20 protein-coding genes and 2 pseudogenes are annotated in these 26445 nt (G+C 36.1%); 2 read left to right on the top strand and 20 right to left on the bottom strand.

Features of this window, described 5'->3' with window-relative positions; translation table 11 throughout:
- Positions 1–14: 14 nt before the first annotated feature.
- A complete protein-coding gene (locus tag MKL33_RS12130; protein WP_270907018.1) occupies positions 15–872 on the top strand; it encodes a LysR family transcriptional regulator in 858 nt (285 codons plus the stop codon).
- On the opposite strand, the gene MKL33_RS12125 is transcribed toward MKL33_RS12130, so the two are convergent.
- The 18 genes from MKL33_RS12125 to MKL33_RS12040 form a co-directional block, all read right to left on the bottom strand.
- A complete protein-coding gene (locus MKL33_RS12125) occupies positions 869–1822 on the bottom strand; it encodes a M15 family metallopeptidase (protein WP_032003326.1) in 954 nt (317 codons plus the stop codon). The genes MKL33_RS12130 and MKL33_RS12125 overlap by 4 nt on opposite strands.
- A 7-nt stretch (positions 1823–1829) precedes the next feature.
- Positions 1830–2453 carry a hypothetical protein gene (locus MKL33_RS12120; protein WP_119686053.1) on the bottom strand — a complete coding sequence of 208 codons (624 nt, stop codon included), beginning with the start codon at positions 2451–2453 and terminating at the stop codon, positions 1830–1832.
- 12 nt (positions 2454–2465) lie between these two features.
- A complete protein-coding gene (gene icmH / locus MKL33_RS12115) occupies positions 2466–3272 on the bottom strand; it encodes a type IVB secretion system protein IcmH/DotU (protein WP_002114531.1) in 807 nt (268 codons plus the stop codon).
- Between the two features lie 17 nt (positions 3273–3289).
- Positions 3290–4654, bottom strand: coding sequence for a type VI secretion system baseplate subunit TssK (tssK, locus tag MKL33_RS12110; protein ID WP_270907017.1), 1365 nt, complete (start codon positions 4652–4654; stop codon positions 3290–3292).
- Positions 4655–4670: 16 nt separating this feature from the next.
- Positions 4671–5765 carry a type VI secretion system protein TssA gene (gene tssA, locus MKL33_RS12105; protein WP_005076736.1) on the bottom strand — a complete coding sequence of 365 codons (1095 nt, stop codon included), beginning with the start codon at positions 5763–5765 and terminating at the stop codon, positions 4671–4673.
- Between the two features lie 22 nt (positions 5766–5787).
- A complete protein-coding gene (gene tssH / locus MKL33_RS12100) occupies positions 5788–8469 on the bottom strand; it encodes a type VI secretion system ATPase TssH (RefSeq protein WP_081320104.1) in 2682 nt (893 codons plus the stop codon).
- Between the two features lie 148 nt (positions 8470–8617).
- On the bottom strand, positions 8618–8881 hold the full coding sequence (locus MKL33_RS12095; RefSeq protein WP_004793184.1) for a PAAR domain-containing protein: 264 nt from the start codon (positions 8879–8881) through the stop codon (positions 8618–8620).
- A gap of 16 nt (positions 8882–8897) precedes the next feature.
- Positions 8898–9665 carry an OmpA family protein gene (locus MKL33_RS12090; RefSeq protein WP_270907016.1) on the bottom strand — a complete coding sequence of 256 codons (768 nt, stop codon included), beginning with the start codon at positions 9663–9665 and terminating at the stop codon, positions 8898–8900.
- 2 nt (positions 9666–9667) lie between these two features.
- Entirely contained in the window at positions 9668–10627 is a 960-nt protein-coding gene (tagF, locus tag MKL33_RS12085) for a type VI secretion system-associated protein TagF (protein WP_086400014.1), read from the bottom strand.
- Between the two features lie 37 nt (positions 10628–10664).
- Positions 10665–14486: a type VI secretion system membrane subunit TssM gene (tssM, locus tag MKL33_RS12080; protein WP_270907015.1), complete on the bottom strand. Its 3822-nt coding sequence runs from the start codon at positions 14484–14486 to the stop codon at positions 10665–10667.
- 30 nt (positions 14487–14516) lie between these two features.
- Entirely contained in the window at positions 14517–15926 is a 1410-nt protein-coding gene (locus MKL33_RS12075; protein ID WP_270907014.1) for a hypothetical protein, read from the bottom strand.
- Entirely contained in the window at positions 15923–16921 is a 999-nt protein-coding gene (gene tssG / locus MKL33_RS12070) for a type VI secretion system baseplate subunit TssG (protein WP_032003317.1), read from the bottom strand. Before tssG ends, MKL33_RS12075 begins: the two co-directional genes overlap by 4 nt.
- Positions 16885–18696, bottom strand: coding sequence for a type VI secretion system baseplate subunit TssF (tssF, locus tag MKL33_RS12065; RefSeq protein WP_069122792.1), 1812 nt, complete (start codon positions 18694–18696; stop codon positions 16885–16887). Before tssF ends, tssG begins: the two co-directional genes overlap by 37 nt.
- A gap of 16 nt (positions 18697–18712) precedes the next feature.
- On the bottom strand, positions 18713–19189 hold the full coding sequence (tssE, locus tag MKL33_RS12060; protein ID WP_002048404.1) for a type VI secretion system baseplate subunit TssE: 477 nt from the start codon (positions 19187–19189) through the stop codon (positions 18713–18715).
- 78 nt (positions 19190–19267) lie between these two features.
- A complete protein-coding gene (locus tag MKL33_RS12055) occupies positions 19268–19771 on the bottom strand; it encodes an Hcp family type VI secretion system effector (protein WP_000653195.1) in 504 nt (167 codons plus the stop codon).
- Between the two features lie 49 nt (positions 19772–19820).
- The gene (gene tssC, locus MKL33_RS12050) at positions 19821–21302 is read right to left on the bottom strand and encodes a type VI secretion system contractile sheath large subunit (protein ID WP_161281980.1); all 1482 of its coding nucleotides are present in this window, start codon (positions 21300–21302) and stop codon (positions 19821–19823) included.
- Positions 21295–21798 (bottom strand): type VI secretion system contractile sheath small subunit, encoded by a 504-nt coding sequence (tssB, locus tag MKL33_RS12045; protein ID WP_005041656.1) that lies wholly within the window; start codon positions 21796–21798, stop codon positions 21295–21297. Before tssB ends, tssC begins: the two co-directional genes overlap by 8 nt.
- A gap of 16 nt (positions 21799–21814) precedes the next feature.
- Positions 21815–22504 carry a hypothetical protein gene (locus MKL33_RS12040; RefSeq protein WP_119685752.1) on the bottom strand — a complete coding sequence of 230 codons (690 nt, stop codon included), beginning with the start codon at positions 22502–22504 and terminating at the stop codon, positions 21815–21817.
- A 742-nt stretch (positions 22505–23246) separates the two neighbouring features.
- On the opposite strand from MKL33_RS12040, the pseudogene MKL33_RS12035 reads away from it, so the two are divergent.
- A pseudogene (locus tag MKL33_RS12035) lies at positions 23247–24250 on the top strand (formylglycine-generating enzyme family protein).
- 235 nt (positions 24251–24485) lie between these two features.
- On the opposite strand, the gene MKL33_RS12030 reads toward MKL33_RS12035, so the two are convergent.
- Positions 24486–25391, bottom strand: a complete 906-nt coding sequence (locus MKL33_RS12030) for a tetratricopeptide repeat protein (RefSeq protein ID WP_161281978.1) — start codon at positions 25389–25391, stop codon at positions 24486–24488.
- 75 nt (positions 25392–25466) lie between these two features.
- A pseudogene (locus MKL33_RS12025) lies at positions 25467–26367 on the bottom strand (tetratricopeptide repeat protein).
- Positions 26368–26445 lie beyond the last annotated feature (78 nt).

Genomic DNA, 26445 nt, shown 5'->3' with positions numbered 1-26445 from the left:
TGGCGGTACCTAATATGTTTGATCCTCGCCTTTTACGTGCTTTCGTCACTATTTTTGAAACTGGTGGTTTTACCGCAGCTGCCGATCGATTACACCTGACTCAATCAACAGTTAGTCAGCAGTTAGCACGACTTGAAGAATCTGTCGGTCATGCCCTTATAGATCGGACAGCGAGACCTTTCAAATTGACGGCATCTGGAGAGTATCTAATTGGTTATGCGCAAAGGATTTTAATTCTCCAACAGGAAGCTGAGGCCCTACTTAAAGATCCAACAGGAAGTATTCCCATTCGTATTGGTTTACCAGAAGATATGATGAGTCAAGCAATGGCCGAAGTTTTTGGTATATTTGCCAAAGAGCATCGTTCCATTCGTTTAGACGTAACCTCTGGCTTGAGTCGCAACTTAACAGAACGTTATCGGAATGGTGAGTTCGATATTATTATTGTCAAAGAACCTGCTGCTAGTGCTGATCACCACGCTACATTCCCAGAAGAAATGGCATGGTTTGAAAGTTCGAATTCAACAACTGAATGGTCTGATCCCATAAGTTTAGTGACCTTTCCTCAAGGCGGACTTTATCGGGACGAAATGTTCGCAACGTTAGAGCGCGAACGGCGACGTTGGTATATTGCCTTTACGGGTAGTAGCCTAGAAAGCGTGTTAGTCAGTGTTGAAACAGGATTAGGATTATCTTTATTGCCTGTAGCTACGACCAATGGCCGGAGAGTACGTCGATATGATGCATTAGGAGCTGTGCCGCCTATGACCGTTTCAATTTACACATGGGAAAAAGCTGGGATAATTTCCCAGCTTATAGATAAAATGACGACTGTTTTACAAGAACGTTTTCAATCCTCAATCAATATTTAACTTATATCATTCGAACTTTCAGCAATCAGTTTTTCTGCCATTTCTTGAGTTTTTCTTAAGCCTGGCATACGGAACTCGGTATGCCCATAATCTTGGATAGATTTCCAACGTCCACCCCAAGTCAAACCAACCGATTCGGCGACTTGACCATATAATCGATAGCCTTGCATTGCCCACGGATCTCGCTCAGAAATAACCACTTTCCCATTTCGCTTAAATGCTACATCAGCAGCTAAACCAAATTGGTGATAGCTTTGATAACCCCTCGCTCTAGTCGTATTTGGATTGCCCGCCAACATATTCTGACGTGCTGGGCTACGATAGCCTTCTAATAGAACCAACTCATAACCATACTGTTCTTTCATGATTTTAAAGACCATGAGTAAACGCTGTTTATAACGTGGGTTCATTTTGTCCCATTTACGATCAACTAAATTTGTATCCAAAATAGCTCGACCATCGAAACTGGCGTTATCAATCGGTGAAGAATTAATAGCTCCACTATTTTGAGACGAATATTGCTGCTCTAACTGCGTCGCCTCAACAATTGCGGCTTCAATTAGGCTTTCATCTACTTCTGGCGGTGGCGATAATATTTCACCATTTAAAAGTGCATAGATTTGAGGATCTGTTTTTTTCAGATATTCAGCTTCAATTCGGGTTGAACTAATCGGACGAGTAAAAGCAAAAACTAATATACTGGCAAACAAGAAAAAGCCTGCAATTACAATCCACCATTGCTGTAAATGCCAATGAGATTGTAATTTTTCAGGAGCAGCTGCCTGATTCATGGTTTGAGCAAATTGTTTAACCTGATTAAGCTGTTTACGCCCTTGGGGCAGTAATGACAAAACAAAATCTTTGCTTCTACTCCTGAGTTCATAAGACATTAAAAACGCTAAACCAATTGCCAAACATGTAAAGCAAAAGAATATGAGAAAGATCATCATCAGTTCATTAATTCACGGCAAAAGGACTTCGTGTAATTTTAATATCTACCGATGCCTTAGGCGGCTCAACCTCAGGTTCTGGTTCGGCTGGAGCTTTACTCTCAACTACGGGTTTAGCCTGCGCCACTTGTTGCTGCTGCGGCTTACTCACAGGTTTTTGCTGAGCTGGCTGTATTTTGGGTTGAGCCGCTTTAGCTGCACTCGTCTGTAGTTGAGGCACAACCTGAACTTTCTTTTCACCTGTTAGCTGTTCATCAAATGGTGAAACTCGTTGTTCATTCGTAGCAACAGGTTTATGTGGAACAGGTTTAAAAATATTGCTTAACTCATTATCTTTTGGCTGTTCAAAGCCATCACGACTCATTGAATCCGTCTCGTTGTCTTGACTTACAGCAATCTGATTTTGTTCATCTGAAGAATGTACAACATCTTGATTTAAAACTTGCTCTTCCGTTGATTTACTCTCAATTGCTGTTGATTCTGGCGAATTCGGTTGAGACAAGAACAGGAATAGCGAGATGCTGACAAACACCCCTGCAATCACACCAATCACAATATAAAGTACTGGTGATTTCGGCTTTTTTTTATTCGATTGTAAAACTCGAATAGAAGTTGGTTTTTCCTGAGCCATTTCGTTCCATCATCAAGGTAAATAAATTGTAATATGTGCTTGCTCTTGAGGAGCAGAAATCACATTTTGATAGTTAGATAATGCTTTATCATTTTGATTGTTGAGCATAAATCTTAAGCCTGCAAAGGTAAGTAATGCAAAAATCAATAAAAAGATCAAAATCCAAAAGAAAGGTACTTCGCGATGAATAATATTTCGTATTTGATCGGGAATTGCCGAGAACGGCGAAAACGCAACTTTTTTCCCTTTTAAATAGTCAATTTCATCACCCACTCTTGATACGAGGTGGTTGAGACTTTCAATAGATTCAATTCGGTACTTACCCTGAAAACCGAGCAAAAGGCAGTAATGAAATACTTCTAAAGCAGCTAGACGTTCTTTTCCACGACTTCGCAATTGCTCTAAAATTTCAAAGAAACGATACCCTGCTAACTGAGAACCAAACAAGCTCAATTGTAATGGGCTAATTAACCAAGCATTTTGCAAATTAAAATAGCTTGGGTCTTGTTGAGTTACGATAGTTTCATCAATCAAAGCACAAAATGCATATTTCGCATCATGAATATCATCAGCTGAAAATTGTAATTTTTTAGCTTGTTGTTCAAATTGATTGAGTAAATTTAAGATTTTTTCACGAAACTGCTGAGCGTCTGCCGGCACATACTGATTTCGAATCAAAAAAACCAAATAAAAGCCATCATGCAATAAATCAATAAGATTGATTGCCTGTAGTTTTGCTTGAGACTGGCTATTATTATTCCCACCCGTTCCAATTTGCCCATCGTCAAATAAAGAAGGAGCACCTGTGGATTGTGACATTTTTCTCTCCTTTACCCTTAAGCGTTCATAACCGCAATCAGTTCAATACTGATATCTTGGAATCCAGCTGGAACATAAATACAAATCGTCTCTGAATCTAACATGCGCTGGTATAATTCATGATGTGGTTCAACTTCAAAATAGCTCACACCAGAACGTACAGGGATCGCGGTTGGAACCTGAATCAAGTGATGCAATGGAATTGCAGGTAATGCAGCAACTACACGTTGCTCTACATCTAAAGTACTACCAATCTTGAATCGTAAAGGTACAATCTGGATCAACTCATGTGTCTGCATTGCACTACTTGATACTGCAATATAAAGTCGAGTGTCTCGAGTAATCTTATCGGTCTCAAGACTTCCCACCCAATATGAAGGGCGGATTTCTTTAAGTGCAATACTGATGTAACGGCTCGAAATAATCGTATCGAGTAAATCACGTAGAATTGTGTCTAACTGCGAAAAACTTTCTTGTAAATTATGGTGTTTATAGGCAGGCAACTGATCAACATCATACGCCGTCGAGAAGGTTAATAAAGAACCTGCTAAACGTAACAATTCGAAGAACAACCGTTCTGGATGGATCTGTGGATATTGCACAAAATGATTCAGGCCAGCATGAGCTGTGTTTAAGGCATTTACTAACCAGAATGAAACGATATCACCTGAACGGAATTCAATTAACTTCTGTTCATTTTCTCGGTTATTGTTTTGAATCGTCTTAATTTTTGCCTTAATCACATTCAGTGTTCTTTTTAAGTTTGAAATGAGTGATTCTGAGGCATCCACGTGCAAAATTGGCGGAATAAACTTTCGATCAATTTCAAAAGCGCCGGAGCTTTGACGCTTAATCTTTCCAATCGGCAGATATACGAAACCATCTAGATTGTGGTCTGGATTACTATGTACATCTAATAATTTAAAAACAGCACGGCGGCGTAGCAAACTAATATCTGCTTCAGTAGCATTAGTAAACAAATCATGCGTTTCAACAAGGTGTGATTGATATCTACCCTTTTGCGCTTGGTTTTGATCAATTAGATTTTGCTTATTTGCTTGTAAAAGCGGCAATGCTAAATAGATTAGCATCTCACCACGTAAATTAAGATCGTCTAATAAAATTGGTTCAGGCAATAGATCATATGCAGGTGCCTGATAAATTTCACCGTCTTGCCAGATCATCTCTACAGACTCAAGAGCAAGAATATGCGTACTCAACTGAGCTTCATCGAAACTTAACTTTTGAATGCCATACGAAAAAGGCACAACTGCGCGAACCGTATGATTTAGGCGTTGTTCATGATAAGTATCTTGAATTTGGAAATGTTGAGGTCTTAAAAATAAACCTTCGCCCCACAGGACTTTTTCAGCTTTAAACATATGTCTTTACCAATCTTTATTCATATTCATTTTTAGGCTGCACACCTAACATTTCCTGAACCATTTGTAATGGATGCTCATCTTTGATGACTTGCGCTAACCATTCATGTAATGGCATTTGACTCCATTTAATCGTTTTTTGAAGCATATAGCTCACAGGGCTATGCGGTTCATTTGCTTGGAAGTAATCGGCAATATCTTGCAGCACTTTCATTGCTTGTTCACGGTTAGCCAAGTGCGTTTGTGCTTGAGGCTGAAAAGCTGGCTGATCTGAAACAACTTGTACAGGCACTTGATTTTCCATAGATGAACTCGTGATAACAGTAGCTTGTTCTTGGATTGGCGCAAGCCCTGTACCAAAAGCTTCTGCTTTATAAATCTTACGTAATGTGCTGTGAATAGTCTCAAATGCCGAATCAATAGCAGCAAAACTCGGCGAATCTAATCCCATTAAATGATCAAGAGTCTGTTTTAAAACATCCCACTCGGTTAAGACTGAACTAAAATCTTGATAATTAGAATATTGAAAAGTTTTAGAAGTATTAAAAATGGCTTGGTCGAATTGTTCTAGTTCAGATGGTCCCGACTGGCTGTCATACTCTTCAGTTTGTTTACGGCGAACATTTTCGTGATATAGAAAATTATCGTAATCAAGCAAATTATAATAAGGAGCTGTATTGGTTAAAGAAACTTTCTTCAACAAGCCAGGCAACTGATTAATTAAACCCTGTAGTAAACCAATGCGTTGATCTAAGTCATCATCTTCAATAACAGGGTGAATTTCCTGCCAGTATTGATTCAGCATGGTATGGCTTAAAGTTAAACCTTTAGCCATACCTTCAAAACCATAAAGATGAGTCCAAGCCTCTAAGAGCCAAGTTAATAGACGAATATCTTTCGTTTTATCTTTTAGCAAAACACTCGTGTTCTTTGCTACAAAGTCCCAATCGGCTTGTTTGCGCTCAGCAACCCAATCACCTTGATCTAGTAATAGATCATCTTGTGTCTTCGCTTTTTTAATTTCATGAAATTCATTAGAAAACGAAAAGTCATCACCACAAGGCAAACTATCACTAATGGGTTCGAGTAGTTCAGAAATATCAATATTCATCTAATTTTAGCTCTATTCAATTTTAAACTTCTGACTTCAATTTTTTACTAGTCCTTTTTTTAGCAGCTTTTACAACTGGGTCTAGTACATATTGAATTTCGTCATCTTTAGCATCAATCATGATAACTTTTGGTAGTTTTTGCTCTGCTAAAGCCACCAAAATTTCTGTAGCTAATGCAGGTAACACTGTAGAATTTAAAATATTATCAACGTTACGCGCACCACTATCGACTTCTGTACAACGGCTTAAGAGGAGCTCTACCAAATCATCAGAATACTGGACTTGTGTTCCGTATTGTTGCTCAATTCTTGCTGTGATTTTGCCTAACTTATGCTTAATGATTCGTACAAGTAGATCATCATGCAGTGGGAAATAAGGTACAACTCTCATTCGGCCTAAAAATGCAGGCTTGAATTGTTTATATAAACTTGGTTTTAAGTGCTCAATCAACTCTTCAGCTGTAGGCCACTCTTCTACAGGTCTATTTAAGCAAGCCTGCATAATGGCACTTGAACCAGCATTTGAAGTTAACAAAATAGTCGTGTTTTTAAAGTCAATTACTCGTCCTTCACCATCCTCTAAAGTACCTTTATCGAATACTTGATAGAACAGTTCCTGAACATCACTATGAGCTTTTTCAATTTCATCAAGCAACACAACACTATATGGGTTACGGCGAACAGCTTCTGTTAAAACTCCACCTTGACCATATCCGACATATCCTGGAGGCGCACCTTTTAACGAAGATACAGTATGGGCTTCTTGATATTCAGACATATTAATTGTGATTAAGTGCTGCTCACCACCATATAACTCATTTGCCAAAGTTAATGCAGTTTCAGTTTTACCTACACCACTTGGTCCGACCAAAAGAAATACACCTTGTGGCTTATTAGGATCTTCAAGTTTTGCTTTTGAAGTTTTAATCCCTTGAACTAATTGTGTGAGTGCATAATCTTGCCCCATTACACGCTCGCCCAATTTATCTTCAAGCGTTAATATCTGTTTAATTTCATCATTGACCATTTTTCCAACAGGAATACCAGTCCAGTCAGAAATAATTTCATTAATAATTTGAGAGTTTACTCTTTCAAATACTAATGGTTGCTGGCCTTGAATATCGGCAAGATCTTTACGCAGCAGATTAATCTGATCGAAAGCTTCAGACTCATTAGCATGATTCTGTGCTTCTAACTCTTGAATTTTATGAACAAGTTCTAATTCTTTTTGCCACTGCTCTTCGGTTTCATGGATCTCTTTTTGCAGAGATTCTAAATTAGCTTTTAAAGCTTCCAAGCGTTCATGATGAATTGGAATCTGACGATGTTCATTTTCTAAAATTTGCTGTTCAAGCTTTAAGTTATGCTCTTGGGCCTTTAACTGATCAAGCTTTACAGGTTGAGCATTTTGAGTCAAAGCAACACGTGCTGCAGCCGTATCAAGCACACTAATTGCTTTATCGGGAAGTTGGCGACCACTAATATATCGATGTGAAGAATGAACCGCAGTAACGATCGCCTCATCATCAATTTGCAATTTAAAATGCTGCTGCATAACTGGAATCATCGCCCGCAACATATCTACTGCAACTTCTTCGGTTGGCTCTTCTACTTTTACTACCTGAAAACGTCGGCTCAATGCAGCATCTTTTTCAAAATATTGTTTATATTCTGCCCAAGTTGTCGCAGCAATCGTACGCAACTCACCACGTGCAAGTGCTGGTTTTAAAAGATTTGCAGCATCATTTTGCCCTGCTTGTCCACCTGCACCAATTAAAGTATGCGCTTCATCAATAAATAAAATAATAGGATGAGTAGAAGCTTGAACTTCTTGAATAACCTGTTTTAAACGATTTTCAAATTCGCCTTTAACACTTGCACCTGCCTGCAACAACCCCATATCCAGCACATGTAAATGTACATTTTTTAGGGCGTTTGGCACTAAACCTTGAGCAATTTTTAAAGCCAAACCTTCCACTACAGCTGTTTTACCAACACCTGGCTCTCCGGTTAAGATCGGATTGTTTTGGCGTCTACGCATTAAAATATCGAGCATTAAGCGAATTTCATATTCACGGCCAATAACTGGATCTATACCACCTTTTTTCGCTTTTTCAGTGAGATTAATCGTATATTGGTCAAGTGCAGGTGTTTTAGCTACTTTGGTATTTGCTACAGTTGTGTCTGTAGGTTCAGCTTGATCAGAAGATGTTTTTGTTTCATCTTGTTGTTCAACACTCTTCTCACAAATTTCAAGAAACTTGTGTTTCATTGAATCAATCGGTAAAAGGTCAAATAAACTCGAAGCTCTTGTTGCAATTTGATATAAATCAGGCGCAGTTAATAACGCAACTAATAAATGACCACTACGAATAACGGGATTTTGTTCAGCCGAAGCTAATAACCAAGCTTGTTCAAACAAACGAACAATAGATTTAGCAAAAATAGGAGTTCGGGTATTACCTTTTGGTAATTGAGAAATTGTTTCTTTTAAATCATCAGCTAAAGCTTCAGATGAAATTTTATATTTCTTTAATAAAATTTTTAAATCATTCTCTAAAGATTGATTAAGTAATTCTAAAAATAGATGCTCAATTTCAATTTCGTAATTTTGTTGAATAACACAAGCATTAGCCGATTTTTCTAAAGCAGTTCGTGCAACTGTAGAAAGTTTTGTAATTAAAATTTTTAAATTACTCATCATTACTCTCAATATTTTTAAATAATTTAATGCTTAAAATCATAATGCCTGTATATTAACAAAATTCAGCTTTATCAGACAAACTACTCATCATTTCAAGCGTTAATATGTTTTAGTAGATATTTATATCTATATAAGAATATCTCTATCCTTATCCTTGATTAACTAAACTCTGTTTTGGTAATAATTTACAGCCACATGATAATGAATCATTTACACGTGCTGCAGATTTTCCCATAACAAGCATATTTGGGTCTCCCGATACAATCGTAGAAACCGTTTTGTGTAACGGACAAGTAGCCTTATCTCCTACACAGGCAATTGCAATTCCATCAATTAAAAATGTACTGTTTCCTGAAATGACTTGCCCTCCACCAGTTGTTGGGCATCCAATCGTAATGTAAGGGCTAGCCATGTTCTTCTCCTTATATTTATAGAACAGTAAACTCAATCCGACGGTTTTTCTTTCTTCCTTCTGGAGAAGTGTTATCTGCAACTGGCTTAGATGAACCTAAACCTTCTGTAGATAAATGGTCGGCGGGAATACTCTTACTAATCAAATAGTTTTTAACTGCTAATGCGCGGTCTTGGCTAAGTTTTAAGTTTTTATTCGCATCACCAGAACTATCTGTATGTCCTACGATTTTGACTTTCTTACCACCTACTTTGTTTAAAGCAATAGCCATCTCATCTAGAATTTTTTGACCTGCATCAGTTAAAACTGCGCTACCAGATTCAAACTCAATAATTCGATTTTTAAGTGCATCATCAATGATTTTTTGCTCAGCCTGATTGACTGATAATTGCGAATATAGTTGATACGGTGGTTGCACTAATCCTTGAAAAGATTGAATTGTAGGCTGAATATCTACTGGGTTCAGCATTTTTCCACTCAACTCAAACCGAGTACCATTTACGCTTAATTTGCCTTGTGAAACCTTTTTAAGATCAGGCGTAATCACTCGAGTTACCGAGTCACTCCAACCATTAGGAGCAGCTACGGGTCTTACTTGTATTTTATCGACAACCTGATCAGCACCATAAACAGATTGCATTTTTAATAAGATAGCCTGTTTACTCGCTTCGTTAGGAACCACACCTTCTACAACAATCGGCTGAGCTAAAGCATAGTTAGCGATTGTATAGATAAAACAGCCTTTTATGAGCTGTGAAAGTTTAGTTTGATATCGTTGATTCATTATTATTCACCCAAAAAAGTCTGTCTAAATAGTTTTAAACCTTGATTTAAACTTAGTTGGCGTTGGCATAATGATTGTTCTAGCGTAGCTAAACCAGCATTCTGCTCCAAATAAGTATCAATCCATTGTGCTTCTATTAAAGAAACCCAGTGTTTACTATCCATATTCTGAGTAAAAATATCGCTCAGGGCCAAAATATCCGCCCCTTGAAAACCGAAGAATAATACAGGTTGCTCTCGATGTAACAAACCTATCAGCACCTCAGTATTATGCTCTTTTAAAAAGCGACAAATAATACTGACCCAAAATGCTGCTATTTCATAACTGTAAGCAGGATTATTAATAGGCAAAATTAAAACTTTATTTAATCGACTGGTTCCATTTTGTAAAATTGGCTGTAGCAATAATCCCAGCCCAATCATACTTTGCGCTAACTCATAAATACTTATCTTCATTAACTGAGCAAATGAGTGCATCGTATGATTTTCATAGAAACCCACACATTCACGTTCAGTTAAAACCTGAATTTGATTTTGTAAGTGACCTAATTTTCCAAGTAACAGATCTGAATCTTTAATTCCTTTTAAAGCACGATTGTTTTGAAATAAATCAACTAATACATGTTTATAGCTATAGGGCGCATACAACAAATTATCATACGGTAAATCAATTTCTAATAAATGGCTCAGTACCATTGGAAAAGATCGACCCGAACTATCTTCACTTGCAAGAAGGTTCGCCGCTAAAAACATATTTTCTTTCGGATTCGCAATAAAGAAATCCAGCGAAGGCAACGTGTTATAAGCTTCTTTAAAGCTGCCTGATTGCATTGCATATTCCAATGCTTCAGTAATCCACTGATCAAGCAACTGTATTAGAGCATTCTGACCTTTTGTTTTTAAAAAGTCGCCTCGTGCAGGACTTTTGCCGTAATACAAAGGAGTTGTTTTTAATGTTTGCATTATTGCTCCTCCTTTCGCATAGAGGTTATTTTCCATGTCATGGTTTAACTCCCGCAGAAGGCTGAGCAAGTGCAGAAACAGGATTTTCAGTTCTTGCTGGAGCAGCTTGAGCTGGTGCTTGCTGAGCAGACACCACACGAGCAGCTTTGTCGGCAGTGACTTTATCAACCAGTTGCATACCTGCATAACCACGGCTTGAACCGATACTGCCTGAATTACTGCTAATTAGACGGAAATTCATTTTTACAAATAATGATGGATCAGTTTTACTACGCCAAAGCATTTCAAATCCGCCATTTTGTTCCTTACGTTGAGCGCTATCAATTAAACGGTTAATACCGTACTCACCTGGCTCATCAAAAATCGTGTGGGTTTGGCCTTGTAAATCTACAGCGGTAATACGAGCACCCGGAATACTGCCTTGGTTTGGCCAAATGAAGTTAACCCATTGCTGAACACCATTTTCATAAGTCATACGCTGACCATCAATATCAACGGTATATGAAAGTAATTGTGGGTTTGGAATTGGGTAAAACTGGAAGTTAGATTGGTTAGTTGCTGGCGCCGCTTGCGCTTGAGCATTCAACTCACCAGTTGCCATACCATTGGCTGGTGCCACATATCTTTGGAAATTCATAACGAATTGAGGATTTAAACTAATACCTAAATCTTTCCAAGTTTTAGACGTTAACGTATAGCCACGACGAATCACAAATGGATCAAGACTTTCTTTTACAAAGCGAGAAATACTACCGTTCTCACACAAGATTTGACCAATTTCACTACTTGTTGCTTGTAAAGAAGCTGATGAGTTAAATGGATATTTCTTAGCAAGATTTGCTGTAAATGGTTGATAGGCTTGCATTACCCATAATTTATTAATTTCGTCTTGGGTCGGTGTAATTAAACTCTCAAAAGCCTGTGTCAGTGGGCTAACTACTAATTTTTGCAGTAAACGCTGATCAATTTCATTGAAACCAACCGCCATTTTTTCATCTACAATTTTTTGAGTTTGGTTAAATACAGACGTTTGCTCATTAAGGGTTTGCTTGACTAATGTCATCGCATTAGATCCAATTTCACCCGCATTTTTAAGCTCATTAAACTTACTACGAACGAGTGCTAAATTTGTCATATATTCATCAAGCAATGACTTACCTTGTTGATCATCACGTTTGCGAACCAACTGGTAGAACATTTGATATTCTTGAGAAATAGCACCTTGGGCATTGTTTGCCACTTGATTAGCAACTTGCTTGTCATCATGATTTAAAACTTTACGTTTAAACCATGCAATAAATCCTTTTTGTGGAGCTGCAAGCTCAGCTTGAACAACCGGATTATCCCAATTTGTTTCGACTGCAACTCTTTCAATTAATGTTCTAATTGGAGAGTTTTGCGGTTCACCTAAAACATCAATATTTTTTACTTGCTGAGCAAATTGGCCAGCTTTAGCATAGTGAATACCACTTAAGAATTTTCTCCATTCAGCAATGTATTCTTGCTTATAAAGCGCTGTTAGCTGCTTTCTAATTTGCTCTGGACTACCCGAGAAAGTTAAATCATCAGATTGTCGACTATTTAACACCCAGTCTTTACTATCTGTTGGCTTATCTGCAGCTTCCTCAATTGCTTTTTCTACATAGTCATTCCAAGCTTTTTGGGTAAATACGCCTGGTAATGCATAACTACCCAATACAATATTTTTATTTGCCTCACCCACGATCTGACTTACAGTCAGTGCTGGGAAACGTACCGCTGCACGCATTTTTATTTCGTTATAAACACGATCACGCGCTGGCATCCCTCGAACAACAGAGAGCAATACTTGACGAGTTTGATCAACAATTTGCGAATCTGCTTCTAAAACTGGGAATTGTTTATCATTTGCTAAGGTCATTGCATACGACAAGATCTGTTCAGCTTCTTGAATCATATCTGCACGCGGCATTTGGCCTTTATTTGCATCTAACCAAGAACGCCAGAAACGCGTAACCTGATCGCTTAGATGACTAGCATCCATATATTGCGGATTGCTCATCATTAAATAAGCTTTTAATGCATTATAAGCATCTTGAGGATTGGTATCTGAAGGTTCCAAATATTGTTGAGATTGAGCAGTTTGCTTGATCTCAACATTCGTATGGTTCGCTTTTAATGTTGCTTCATTATTTTTTACACGTTGCAAATATTGAGCAATATTTTGCTGTGTTGGTGTTAACACAATCTGCTTAACACCTTTTAAATATTCAGCTTTTAGCTTTTCACGAAGCTCATTGCCCTGATATAAACCAAAACTAAACTTAAGTGGTCTATTTTCATCAAACTCATCTAACTGCTGTAGACGTCTTTGAAGAATCAGCAAAGCTTCTAATTGGGTAGACAGTTGCTGACCAGAGGCTCTTTCTAATTGAACGACCTTATTTAAATCTGCTTGAACTTCACCAATTAATTGCTGGTTATTACGATAAGACCAAACCCATACACCCAAAATAATTGAAACACCCGCTAAAGCACCAATAAATGCAATGTAACGTTGACGTTTTCTGCCCGTATTTACATGCTGCTTAACGAGATCTTTATCTTTTAAAATAACATCTGAAAATAGACCATTTAAGAAATAGCCATGGTTAGGAGTAATTTTTGTATGGTCTTTTAAATCATTTTGAGCAATTTGAGTCAGCTGGAATTCTTGTGCAATTTGCTCAGTCATTGGACTTTCAATTACACCTTCCTGCAAAGCACTGGTGAAATAAAACCCACGGAAAACTGGTTGAAATTGATATGGGTTATCTTCAAAAAGTGTACCAATAAAGCTTTTTAAAGCTGGTTTTAATGTTTTAAATTCTAATGGGAAAGTCATTACGCTTGGTGAGATATTCTGCGAATGACGGCGACTTAAATGAGTCGAACTTACCCCTTTTAGACCATCGTAAAGAATGGTGTAATGTTTTTCGAACAAATCTACCGCGTTATGAGAAGAATTTTGCTCATATGGAAGCGTTGCTCCCCAAGCTTGGTTATATTCTTGAGCTTCATAAAATTCAAAAAACTCAGTAAAACCTGCAATCAAATCCATTTTTGAAAAGACTAAATAAACAGGTACAACCACTTCTAGACGTTCGGTTAGGTCTTGAATACGAGCACGTAAATTTTTAGCAAGCTTTAATGAGTTTTCAGGACTTTGACTAATTAGCTCAGCGATACTAACAATTAGAATCAAACCATTAACTGGTGCTTTAGAGCGGTTCTTTTTTAAAATATTTAAGAAACCTAACCACTCAGAATGATCTTCGCTATAAACAGAATAACGGCCTGCTGTATCGAGCAAAATACCTTCTGTAGAGAAGAACCAGTCACAATTTCGAGTACCACTTAAGCCGGCAGATACCATTTTCTGATGTGTTTCTTCAAAAGGAAACTTTAAACCAGAGTTATAGATAGCTGAACTTTTACCTGCGGCTGGGTTACCAATAACCATATACCAAGGAAGCTCATATAATGCAGCATTCCCTTTTTTATCACCCAACTTAGATTTACGAATCAGTTGAATTGATTCTTTCATTTGTTGACTAACTAGCTGAAGCTCTTCTTTATCTTTATTTTTGCCATATTCAGCTTGGTTATCTTTTTCGATCGCCTCGGCTAATTCTTCACCTTGAGCAGCATGCTTTCTTCGTTGAATAAGCCAATAGATACCATAAACAATAAGACCCAAAGCATAGGCAGTTGCTAAAGCCCAGAATATATGACGAGGAATTGAAGTATATGAAGACATCAATGCCACGAACAATGACAAGGCGATAATTGCTTTAGGATTCGTGATGTACTGCCACAAGTAGCCTAAAATTGTATGCATTCTATTCTCGTTCTAAGTCCAAAGTTTAAATTAGTTATTCAACACCATCGCATCATCTTCTGAGTTTTCAGTGATACTCTGCACAAACGTATGTGCTGATACCGTATTTTCTCCAAAGACAAAAGGAATGATATGTTCAGGGAAATGCATACTCAGCATAAAGCCGTAAATATCAGCTAAATGTTGGGTATGCCCTAATGACGATTTCACATAAATATAGTGATGCGGTTCTACAGGCGTTTGAAGAAAGTGTTGCTGCAATTTCTTCGAAACTTTTACATCGGTTTGATCTGACAATATCAGTACATAAGGCTCATCACCTTCATGCTGAGGTAAATTATTAAATTCAAAATTATTAAAAAGCTTCGCTGTATCTTGTTGACCTACTACCACTTTCAGTGCTTTAGTCGGTTCTAATTCTTGAATTTTAACTAAAGGGTCTGCGAGCAAACAGCTTGCTGCAAATTCAGCAGGAATATAATCTTTAATCATCCAAGATTTTTCATCGACCAGATCCTGATCAATTTCAGAATCAGCTACGACCAAAAAGAACATCTCATGTTCTCTTTTATGAATACCCTTTAATAGGTGTATCAATTCTTGGTAAGCCAGTTGCTCTCCAAAAAAATGATATTCAATATGGATTTTTTGAGCAGGAATACCAATTTCAGTAAAAAACTCTAAAATTAATTCATTACTGTGGTCATCATTCCAGATATGTAACAAATCCTCCGAAAGAAGGATGTGTAGATTTAAGCGATTTAAGCGATAAACTTCTACGATCGGCATTTCAACATCGTCATATTCAGACTCGGGATCTACCCATGCTGGATGCATATGATATTCACGGGCTTGTTGCGACTCATAAAATAACGTTGAACGCTTTAAATGCTCAGCTAGAAGATATAGATTGTCTATATTTTGTTCGAGTTGCTGTCTTATTAATGACATCATACGAACTTGTCGTGGAGATGAGTAATCACTCTCCTCATGATTATCTTCATCCAAATCTTTAATACGGTAAGATAAAAGGGGTAATCCGTAAGAATTTAACAGTTGATTATCCAGCTCTGGACTTTTAAAGTTTTGTAGCTGCTCAATAATGCTTTCATTCTCACCAAAAGCATGTAAAGCAAAAGCAGAATAAATATTGAAATCTAGCTGTTCTAATGGTTGATTAGTTACCGCAGTTTGTTTTGAGTTAACGTCATCTTTATCTTGATTTATTGCTTGCTCTTTTTTGTCTTTATACGTTGTATAAGCGCTATAAATTAACCACGGTGATAAAATCACCAATGTAATTATTGCTGGTAAAACTAAGAAATAAAGGAAAAAATCTGCTTTATCAGGATTATATTGAACATCACGCCAGTAGAAAATAATAATTCCACTAACTACTGAAAAAATAGCAATGAATGAGAGTAATATTTTTTTAATCATATTGTCTCTCCAATAAGGCTATAGCAGGTTTCATGACTATGTACTTTGGGTTGTCGTGATATGAGAAAAGAACCCTGGCCTAACCCACTCTGATTCTTATGAGTGAGACAAATAGGTTGTATTTCTGATTCATCCAAGATAAGCCGTAAATCTATTGATAAAGTTGGACTACACCACGTTTCTACAAGTTTTTTAAGCTTTAAGCTTAACTCTTGATTTGGTAAGAAACTGAGATATTGCTGACGTTTTAATGGTCCAATTTGAATTTCAATTTTTCCATCAATTTGCTGAATGGTTTCCCCACAAAAAGTATTAACACCAAGTAGACTCGGCTGACTTCCACCTAAAGTTGTTAACTGATCACTCGCTAACTTAAAGGATTCTTGTACAAATTCTTTAATCGTAATTTCATGTTTAAAAATACACGACAGCATCGTTTTTAATGCATGAACTGTATTATTTTGTCCCTGCATTAATCCAGAGAATTCTGCAAAATATTCATCAAGATCAGCTTGTTGATGCTGCGAACGCACATAACCATTCAAAGCATGCAAAATATCTAAATAGTCATTTTTATGTTCTATCTCATATCTAATCGGTAGATTATAAGTAATACTAGAATCTACATATTGAGCAGTAAGCTTATGATTAAATAAGCTTAGAAACTCTTTAGTCTCAGCTCGTTGCTGACGTGGAGCTTGCTTAATCTTATTCGTATAGGTATATGGTAAAGCACCTTGTATACCAGTAAGACCAACAATTAAATTCGTGATATAAATCCGCTCGTCCGTTAATTCTAAATTTTCAATCTCTGTAGCAGGAAAATTTAAATTAAAAGATGTCTCAAACTTAAAATGATCACTCCAAGATGAACTAACTGTACGACTTGAATCGTGCCTTAATAGCCGTGTTGCTTGGATAAACTCAAAAGACTTTGGCTTTGTAAAGAGCTCAGCTGTTACAGAAGAGTCTTGCCACCAACGTTCTGACTGCATTGGTATAACTCCTGCTGAGATGAATAATCTTTAACAACCAAATCAACAAAACTATTAATTTGAACCTTTAAATTAAAAACACGACTTAATAACTGACTAAAAATGTATAGGCTATGACCTCTAAATACGGATGAATCAATTTGTAACTCTGCCTTTACTCCTCTTACAAACATTGGAAATGGCTTTCCATCTACAAGTTTGTGAGTAAGTGAAAATTCCAGATGTTTGATTGATTCAATAATTAGATAATTTTCTTTTGATAAAGGTAAGTTATATAAAGCAAGTAATTCTTTAATATGAGATACCGCATCACCTTTCATTAAAGCTAAACTATTTAATGAAAGGTGTGAAATAACACGCCACTGCTCACTCTGGCTTTGACCAAATTGATAAGGTTTTGTAGGTCTTTTTAAAACAATAGCGCGGCGAGCCAGACTACTATCATTAAGGTTTAATATATTATTAGATTGCCCTAGTGCTTCATGCGGCAAGTCACGATTTGAGCATAATAGTTTTGTACTAATAAAGTCCGAACGTGTTGACGAAGGATTTAAATTTTTAGAAATAATTGAATACCCCATTTCGACAAAATTGGGCTGTAGCTTTTGATAGTTTACAGAATAGAAAAAACGTGCTGTGTCAGCATGATAATGACTCATGGCAAAAAAAGGCAGCACCGGAACATAGCTTTCTTCTTGACTCGTTTTTTCACGAACCATATTCATTTCAGTAATTGAATACACCTGATAAAACTCAGGATGATGAGCATCTGTAATCAGCGGATATTCTAATTGCTTATGTATAATTTTTTGTGGTTCAGCGTATTTTTCAAATAAATTAATAACTGGTGTAGTAAACAATTTAAAATTAGCGACATTTAATTCAGAATAATTTCGCACTACAGCTTGATCATTTAAATTTAATTTAAAATGTATAAGCAGTTCAAAATTACTATCTTCTAGAGATAAGCGCTTTAAAAAACCTAAATCGAGTTTTAGATAATTAAATTTTTCAGGAAAACAAAAATACTCCATCAGCAAACGATAAGCATGATGGGTATGCTGATCGAGTGGCAATAGACTTTCTTGCTCAGAAAAACCTGTTAACTCAAATGGATTTTTATCCAGTTCAACAATTTTCTGTCCTATTTTAATGGCAAAAGTTGTTCCCTTCTTAAAAATACTGTCTAGTACTTGAAGTGGAAAATTAGAAATTGCATCTAAATAAATAGGTAGTTTTTCATTTATTAAACATACATGAGCATGATTAAAAATTTCAAACTTAAAAGTTAAAGTCGCATTTTGGCTTAAATGCATGTGTGCACTAGGTGTGCTTTTAAACTCTAGCGCTTGTAAATTTATAGGGAGTAATTTGACTTCTTGCGTAGTATTAAACTCACACTGAACCCCTTTAAAGCTACGTGACTTCAAAACTGTGTGAGCAGGAACAATATGCGCTTCTGTGAGCTGTTTTATTTTATTTATATCTTCAAAACTTATTACTGAACAAGCTGGAAAGTGACGTAAGTATTGAGGGAACATCACCTCAAATAAAGAACGGGTAAATACGTCATAACTATCAGCAAGCTTCTTATCAATACGAGCAGAAATTAATGAAAATGCCTGTATAAGACGTTCGATATGCGGATCATCAATCTGCTCTTGATTTAAAGATAAACGCTGAGCAATTTTCGGATATTTTTGAGCAAATTCACGAGATTGCTGACCAAATTCCTGTAGTTGTTTTTCGTAAAAAGGTAAAAGCTCTTCTATCACAACACACCCACTATGCCTAGGTTCTCGCTGAAATTACATATTGCTGCGTTGTCGGTTTCAACAATGCATCAAAAACGACAGGTTCATACAGTGGATGAATATTTAGATACGCCTGAATGCTTAAACACAATGCCCCCATATTGTGCCCATCCAACAACATCTCTACCCGTATTTGTCTTAACCGAGGTTCATGAGCTGCAATTGACTGTTCAATAGATTGGCAAATCTTGTCACGATCTAGCGGATTGGCTGTAGAAAGCCCCACAAAATCAATAATACCGAACTGAAGTATAGATTTTTTAACTAGCGGGTAATCATCAACTACATGATCCAATTTAGCGACTCGACTGTTAAGTAAGTCTTCTAAATCTTTTGCTACCGATTCTCTTAATTGCTGAATAGAAAGACCTTTTGCATAATCTTCACTTTCAGGAATTAAGCGGTCAAACAAAGTTGAACGAAATCCATATGGATAAAGCCGATCTAAATTCATTCGAGTTCACAACAAGCATGCTTAAAGACAGCAGAGGCTAACTTTAAGTCAGCCTCCACCAAATATTCACTTAAACAATTACGCTGCGTAAGAAGCAGTATTGTTAGAAAGTGACCATTTCTTAGTAACAGCACCTTTAGCAGTACCGTTAATATCTTGTTGATTGTAAGTCCATTCAACAGCTGCGTATTTCAAACCAAACGCTTCTGTTGGAACACCTTCTTCATTAACTGTTGGAGTTACACTAGAAACTAGAACATGCTTCAATTTGATTTGTAAGTACTTGATGCGCTTATCACCATTTGCACGGTAGAAGTCGATTTGCACTTCATCAAATGTATAACCAGCTGAACATGCTTCCCATAATTTCGGGCTAGTTGCATCTAGATCTTTAACAAAAACCATATCTGAATGTTCAACACGTTCAGCAGTATGACCACCAACACTACTTGAAGTAGCAGATTTAGGTTGACGAATGTTATGAGACCAAGAGTTAACTTCTAACCAGCCTTTGTGCTCAGAGTCACGAGACTCTCCATCAACTTTATATTTACCGCGAAACTCAACGTATATATCTTTCATTTAGAACTTTCCTATTTGTAATTTAAAGTTATTCTTTCGCTGACCTTTATTAATTTGAGGACTGAGGTAACTCAGTGACAAGTCGTAAAGAAACTGACAACTCGTCCAGCTGGAAGTGTGGTCGCAAGAAAACCACAGATTTGTAGTGACCTGGTTGAGCAGGATCTTCTACAACTTTTACAGACGCTTCACGTAGAGGGTATTGAGCTTTTGCTTCTTGAGAAGCGCCATCATCAAGTAATACATACTGTGACAACCACTCATTTAAGAATGCTTCAACATTTCCAGCAGAAGCAAAGCTACCCACTTTGTCTCTCATCATTGCTTTTAAATAATGAGCAATACGTGAAACGGCCATGATGTACTGAATTTGACTTGATAAAGCAGAGTTAGCATTTGCTGTATCATTGTCATATTTTTTAGGTTTTTGAGTTGATTGCGCGCCAAAGAAAGCAGCGTAATCGGTATTTTTACAATGCACTAAAGGAATAAAGCCCAGATCGCTTAATTCTTTTTCGCGGCGATCAGTAATCGCAATTTCTGTTGGGCATTTGAATACAACTTCGCCATCTTGTGTTTTAAACGTATGAACAGGTAAGCCTTCGACTAAACCACCGCCCTCAACACCACGAATTGCAGCACACCAACCATGCATATCAAATGCATTTGTTAAACGAGTACCGAAAGCATAAGCAGCATTCATCCACAAATATTCATTGTGGTTTGCGCCTGAAACATCTTCAGCAAAGTTAAAGCCTTCAGTAGCCGTTCCTTCCTTTGGATGATAAGGAAGACGACCAAGCACATGTGGCAATGTTAGAGCAACATAACGAGCATCTTCACTGTCACGGAATGAACGCCACTGTACATATTCAGCTGTTTCAAAGATTTTTGAAACATCTCTAGGACGGTCAATATCAGTAAATGACTCTAGACCAAGAATGCTTGGGCTAGCGGCCGAAATAAATGGCGCATGAGCTGCTGCAGCAACATGAGAGATTTGCTCAAGCAAATACATGTCAGAAGGCGTACGGTCAAATTCAAAATCACCAATGAGCGCTGAATATGGTGCACCACCAAAAGATCCGTATTCTTCCTCATAGATTTTTTTGAATAAGGTACTTTGATCGAAATCTGTAGCGCCTTGGAAATCTTTTACCAACTCTTTCTTAGTCGTATTCAACATACGAATTTTAATAAGAGAGTTAGATGGTGTCTCTTGACAGAAATAATAAAGACCACGCCAAGTTGACTCAATTTTTTGGAATTGTTCATTGTGCATGATCTGACTTAATTGACTTGAAATCAGAGCATCAATTTCTGCAATACGCTTATCAATTGATAAGGTCATATTTTCAGAAACTGTAATTGTGCCTGCCATTACTTCTTTAGCAAGCTCACCGATTAAGCTTTTTGCACGCGAATGTTCTTCTTCATTTCGGGCAATACGGCTTTCTTCAACAATCGAGTCTAAGAGATTAACCTGTTCATTTTCAACAAGTGGCATTGCTGCAGATTGAGTATTATTCATGATCAGCCTCCGCACTTAATTTACGAATCTGATCTGTATTTTTAAGAACTTCATCAAGTAAATCTTCTAAACGTTCACTGTTAGAAATTTTGTTTCTTAAATCAGTTAAACGCTCACGAGCTTCCACAAGTTTCTTTAATGGATCAACCTGTTGAACCACATTTTCTGGACGAAAATCTTCCATTGACTTAAATGTTAAATCAACAGCGATCTTACCGCCCTCTTCTGTCAACGTATTATCTACTTGGAAAGCAGCTCTTGGAGACAAAGACTCCATAACTTCATCAATATTATCTAAATCAACATTAATGAATTTTTTATCTTTTAATTTTGTACGCTCAAGCTCAGATGCAGCCGAAAAATCACCCATCACACCTACAACGAATGGTAGTTCTTTCGCTTCTTTTGCATCACCAATTTCGACATCATATGTAAGCTGAACACGTGGAGGTCGAATTCGCTGAAGCTTCTTTTGTACGCTCTCTCTCTTAGCCATAAGATTCTATTCCGGATTATTTAATTAAAGGGTCAAAAGGCGAACTTTTTGATTTATTCACAGTGGCTGCGGGTGCAGTTTTAGGTTTTACTGTAGTCGTCTTTGTTGGACTTGATACTCGTTTATTTGATGTTCTAGACGTACTCGCTTTATTACGTGTTACATACTGTTTTTTATAACTTCTTTTTTCGTTATCATCTGAGCTGCTTTCTGAACTCGCTTTAAAGCTCGATGGATCAGGAGCAGGCATAGCAGTATGAATATTTTCAATTAGCTGTTTTGCAGGAGGATAAGTCACATTATTGCTTAAATATCTCAGTTCCTGAGTACGCATTTGCTGCAAAGAGTTATTTGCAATGCTCACACCAGATAAAAACAAGACATCTGTTATTAATGAACCGCGTATATTTTGACTTTGCAATTGACTTGCTAAATTCAACGCTTTAACTGGTTGATTGGTTTGATAAAACCGCATAGCAGCTTTAGCTAATAAATCATTTTTTTGAGTTGTATTATCGCTATCACAAACTTGTTTAAAAATATTCAATAGCTCAGGATCATTTTGACCTTCAGCTAAAGGGTTCTTCTTAATACAACTTTTTTTAAGTTTTACAGGCTCTAGTTCTGCTGCTTGAGCATATGATAGACCGATAATGTTTCCAGTCAGAAAAAGTATCAAAATACTTCGTTTCAACACAACTTTCATTCCTCTGTTTTCTTATTTATTCAAGGCTTTACCGAAAAATTAATATTCTTAAAACATTAAAAAATCAGTCTAAAAACCTTATATTCAAAAAATTTAGACACAGTTTATCATATAAACAAACATATTTTATATAAAAATCATATCAACTTAAACTAAAAGTAAATAGTTAAGATGCTTATAAAATATAGCTTAATAAAGTTTTTCTAACAAAAAAATAATAATGTTATTTTTTGTAATTAAAAATAAGTTATTGAATTTTAATAATTAATTAAAAATTAAAACTAAATTAAAATTTATCATAAATATCACTTAGTTAAGATTTTACGAAACATTTTCTTAAAAATATTTTATTTGATTTAAAAGAAAAAGAATTAAATGATTGTAAAAGATACATTTCGGATTTATGAAAGTAGAAACTTAATATAAATAAAAACAAAATTGTCAAGACTAATCTGTCTATTTATTATATTTTGTTTCAGTTTTAATTTACTTAGCAACTTGCTAAAAGAGAAGTTCCTATAGACATTGGATACTATTATTACAACTTTGAGTAACATTTGTATAGATCATACCCAGCTAAATTTTTTAATGAATATAGATTCTTAAGAACCTCTCTAACCGAAGGAAATTAACGCGAATGCATTTCTTTTAAAAGAAAGCATTAACATAATGCCTCTTTATAGCAAATTCGATTTCCTTTAAAGCATACATTTAATATGTACAACCTAATGATTTTCAAAAAATGATGAAACAAAATATAGCTATTATCTTATTTTCAAGCATTGCTTTAAATGCTTGTGCCAAATCCACTGAATCAAATCAAAAACAAACAAAGCCCTCACCTGAACTGGAGCAAAAAATTCAGAAATTGGTTGAGAAAACTAAAAAAAAAATGATTTTTGTCGAAGGTGGTAGCTATCTCATGGGAGATTTTGGGCTAGTAACTCCTGAATTAGAAAAAACTGTACTTGATAGCATGGCAGTAAAAAATCCTAAAGGTAATACTAAAAAACCTAATAACCAACCATTCTCCCTAAGGGGCGATAATAAAACACTTCATAAAGTTTCCCTTAGCAGTTTTAACATGAGCGCTTAAAAACCACCTTAGAAGACTTTAATATTTTTACAAAAGCAACTGGACAAATTGAAAGTACTGATAATAAACGATATGGTGCAAACATTGCTCATGAAGTAGCAACTGGTATGGCGTGGCAACAAGCCAAAGATTATTGCCAATGGCTCGGACAACAAGTGGGTACACCCATGGACTTACCTACTGAAGCGCAATGGGAATATGTAGCCCGAAATAAAGGACAATATACTTTATTCGCAACAAATACAGGTAAAGTAGAACCAAAGAAAAATCTATGGAAATTAGATCAATATGATAACTACAGGCATTCACATGACTTACAAACTGTCGTGAACATTCCGGTTATAGGTCAAACACCACCAAATCCTTTAGGTTTTTACGATCTTGTTACCAATAATTATGAATGGATGAATGATTGGTACGATAAAGATTATTATAAACACTCACCTAGTGATAATCCAACAGGACCCAAAATGGGTACAGAAAAGGTTTTAAGAGGTACTGTAGCAATGGGAGCCGATAACTTAATGATGGCTGATGGTTTTAATATAGCTAGAAATAAAGCCCCACCAACCCCAGATGAGGAAACCAAATCAAAATATCGCTTATATTCTGTTCGTTGTGTTGCCAATATCCAACAACCTATAAAATAATTCTTATACAGTATGTTTGTTCATAATTTACTGTAATAGTGAATCACTGTTGGGAGCTAAAACTGTTTTTTCCTGCATATCTGGCACAGTATGCTTATTTCAACCCACACTATAAGCAAGATTTAAAAGTGCGTCTAATAATAACAAGTCAAATCTTTTTTTTAATAACTCATTAAAAAAGGCATGTTCATACTTAATATTAACATGCCTTAAAAAATTCTTACGCTAATCTCAATTAGAGCTTAGACTTCCAATAATTAGCTTTTTCAGGATTATATTTAGGTTTTTTGTCATTTGAATAGATATCAACCAACAATTGTATGGCATCTTTATTCTGCGCATTTGCTGCTTTTTCTGCATACTCAATTGATTTTGAAAAATTCTGTTCCACACCATTACCATCAAAGTACTTAAGAGCAAGGTTATATTGCCCTAATACAAAACCATTATTAGCAGCTTTTTCAAACCATTTTTTAGCAAGCACTGGGTCTTTTGCAACCCCATCTCCATTTTCATAAGCTAAACCAATATTATTTTGCGACTCAACATCCCCTTGATTCGCGGCCTTTAATGCCCACTCAAAAGCCTTTTTATGGTCTTTAGTTACACCTTCACCGTTGTATAAAAGCCCCGCAACTATTACCTGTGATTGTAATAAGCCCAATTCTGCAGATTGACTAAAACACTTAAAAGCTTTCGCTTTATCTTCTGTTACACCTAATCCTTTATAATATGAAACGCCTAGATTATGTATAGCTAAAGGATTACCTTTTTTAGCCCCCTGCTCAAACCACGTTAAGGCTTTCAAATCATCTTTTTTTATGAAATCATTACCATTTCTATAAATTAATCCTAATTGCAACATAGCATTAGAAGAACCGAGTTTTGCAGATTTTTCGAATAGTTCGAATGCCTTCTTCTGGCTAAATTCAGTACCTTCACCTGTTGCATACATAGAACCTAATACAAACAATGCTTCAGGATCATTCGCATTCGCCGCACTCTCCAAATCTTCCTTCGACTTATAATCGGAAACTTTTCTGTAGTCTTTGGTTAGAGTTGCTTGTGTATTATTTTGACTACCCTCACTACATGCAGATGTCAAAATAACCAATATTAAAGATAAAATAATATTTTTCATAACTTATATTATTAAAAATAAGACTTATTAGCTTAAAGTACAAATAAGTCTTATAGACTTTATAAATTGTAAAAATTAGAGCTTAGCTCGCCAATAATTTGCTTTCTCTGTATTATATTTTGGATTTTTTATATCAGAATAGATATTAATTAATAGTTGAATCGCTGCTTGATTTTGTACTTTTGCTGCTTTTTCAGCATATTCAATTGATTTATCAAAATCTTGATCAGTACCATTTCCAGCAAAATATTTTAACGCAACATTATATTGAGCCTCAGGGTTACCATTGTTCGCTGATTTTAGAAACCAATTCATTGCTTGGATTGGATCTTTTTCTACACCCTCACCTTTTTCATAATTAAGTGCCACATTATTCTGTGACTTAATATCACCTTGTTGAGCTGCTTTAAGAGACCAATAAAAAGATTCTTTTAAATCTTTCTTTACTCCTGTACCAGTATATAGCTGATAGGCAATAATTTTTTGTGATTGTAAAAAGCCAAATCTCGCTGCCTTAACAAAATATTCGTAAGCCTGTTTTTTATCTAATTTAGTTCCTATACCCTCATAATAAGCTACTCCAACATTGTGTAAGGCCATAGCATTATTCTTTTTAGCTGCTTGCTTATACCAACTTAATGCTTTTTGGTCATCAATATTTATATAACTCGATCCCTCTTGATAAATTAAGCCAAGTTGCAACATAGCTTCATCATTCCCGAGCTTTGCCGATTGTTAATAATTCAAAAGCTTTTTTTTGATCTTCAACATCTGTACTGTTTGTTGCATAAGCAGAAGCCAAAGTATATAAAGCTTTAGGATCTTTTTTTTGTGCAGCTTTATTGAGCTCATCTTGAGAACTATAAACTGTTTTTTTTAGGTGTGTATCGGACACAGTATGATTATTTCCACCTTCACTACAAGCAAGATTCAAAAGAGTACAGAATAACAGCAATATAAAATTTTCTTTCTTCATAATTTATAATAACTTAGTTAAAGATAGGCATGTTCATACTGATACTAACATGCCTTAAAAATCCTTATACCAATATTC

The organism is Acinetobacter sp. AOR43_HL (genome assembly GCF_027854635.1).
In the GTDB taxonomy this organism is placed as follows: domain Bacteria; phylum Pseudomonadota; class Gammaproteobacteria; order Pseudomonadales; family Moraxellaceae; genus Acinetobacter; species Acinetobacter pittii.
Note: the sequence above shows the minus strand (reverse complement) of the source record. Positions and strands in the feature narration are given on the sequence as shown.

Excerpts from the sequence above, each read along its gene's own strand:
- MKL33_RS12130 (WP_270907018.1), top strand. The coding sequence starts at position 15 with ATGTTTGATCCTCGCCTTTTACGTGCTTTCGTCACTATTTTTGAAACT.
- MKL33_RS12125 (WP_032003326.1), bottom strand. The coding sequence starts at position 1,822 with ATGATGATCTTTCTCATATTCTTTTGCTTTACATGTTTGGCAATTGGT.
- MKL33_RS12120 (WP_119686053.1), bottom strand. The coding sequence starts at position 2,453 with ATGGCTCAGGAAAAACCAACTTCTATTCGAGTTTTACAATCGAATAAA.
- icmH (WP_002114531.1), bottom strand. The coding sequence starts at position 3,272 with ATGTCACAATCCACAGGTGCTCCTTCTTTATTTGACGATGGGCAAATT.
- tssK (WP_270907017.1), bottom strand. The coding sequence starts at position 4,654 with ATGTTTAAAGCTGAAAAAGTCCTGTGGGGCGAAGGTTTATTTTTAAGA.
- tssA (WP_005076736.1), bottom strand. The coding sequence starts at position 5,765 with ATGAATATTGATATTTCTGAACTACTCGAACCCATTAGTGATAGTTTG.
- tssH (WP_081320104.1), bottom strand. The coding sequence starts at position 8,469 with ATGATGAGTAATTTAAAAATTTTAATTACAAAACTTTCTACAGTTGCA.
- MKL33_RS12095 (WP_004793184.1), bottom strand. The coding sequence starts at position 8,881 with ATGGCTAGCCCTTACATTACGATTGGATGCCCAACAACTGGTGGAGGG.
- MKL33_RS12090 (WP_270907016.1), bottom strand. The coding sequence starts at position 9,665 with ATGAATCAACGATATCAAACTAAACTTTCACAGCTCATAAAAGGCTGT.
- tagF (WP_086400014.1), bottom strand. The coding sequence starts at position 10,627 with ATGCAAACATTAAAAACAACTCCTTTGTATTACGGCAAAAGTCCTGCA.
- tssM (WP_270907015.1), bottom strand. The coding sequence starts at position 14,486 with ATGCATACAATTTTAGGCTACTTGTGGCAGTACATCACGAATCCTAAA.
- MKL33_RS12075 (WP_270907014.1), bottom strand. The coding sequence starts at position 15,926 with ATGATTAAAAAAATATTACTCTCATTCATTGCTATTTTTTCAGTAGTT.
- tssG (WP_032003317.1), bottom strand. The coding sequence starts at position 16,921 with ATGCAGTCAGAACGTTGGTGGCAAGACTCTTCTGTAACAGCTGAGCTC.
- tssE (WP_002048404.1), bottom strand. The coding sequence starts at position 19,189 with ATGAATTTAGATCGGCTTTATCCATATGGATTTCGTTCAACTTTGTTT.
- MKL33_RS12055 (WP_000653195.1), bottom strand. The coding sequence starts at position 19,771 with ATGAAAGATATATACGTTGAGTTTCGCGGTAAATATAAAGTTGATGGA.
- tssC (WP_161281980.1), bottom strand. The coding sequence starts at position 21,302 with ATGAATAATACTCAATCTGCAGCAATGCCACTTGTTGAAAATGAACAG.
- tssB (WP_005041656.1), bottom strand. The coding sequence starts at position 21,798 with ATGGCTAAGAGAGAGAGCGTACAAAAGAAGCTTCAGCGAATTCGACCT.
- MKL33_RS12040 (WP_119685752.1), bottom strand. The coding sequence starts at position 22,504 with ATGAAAGTTGTGTTGAAACGAAGTATTTTGATACTTTTTCTGACTGGA.
- MKL33_RS12030 (WP_161281978.1), bottom strand. The coding sequence starts at position 25,391 with ATGAAAAATATTATTTTATCTTTAATATTGGTTATTTTGACATCTGCA.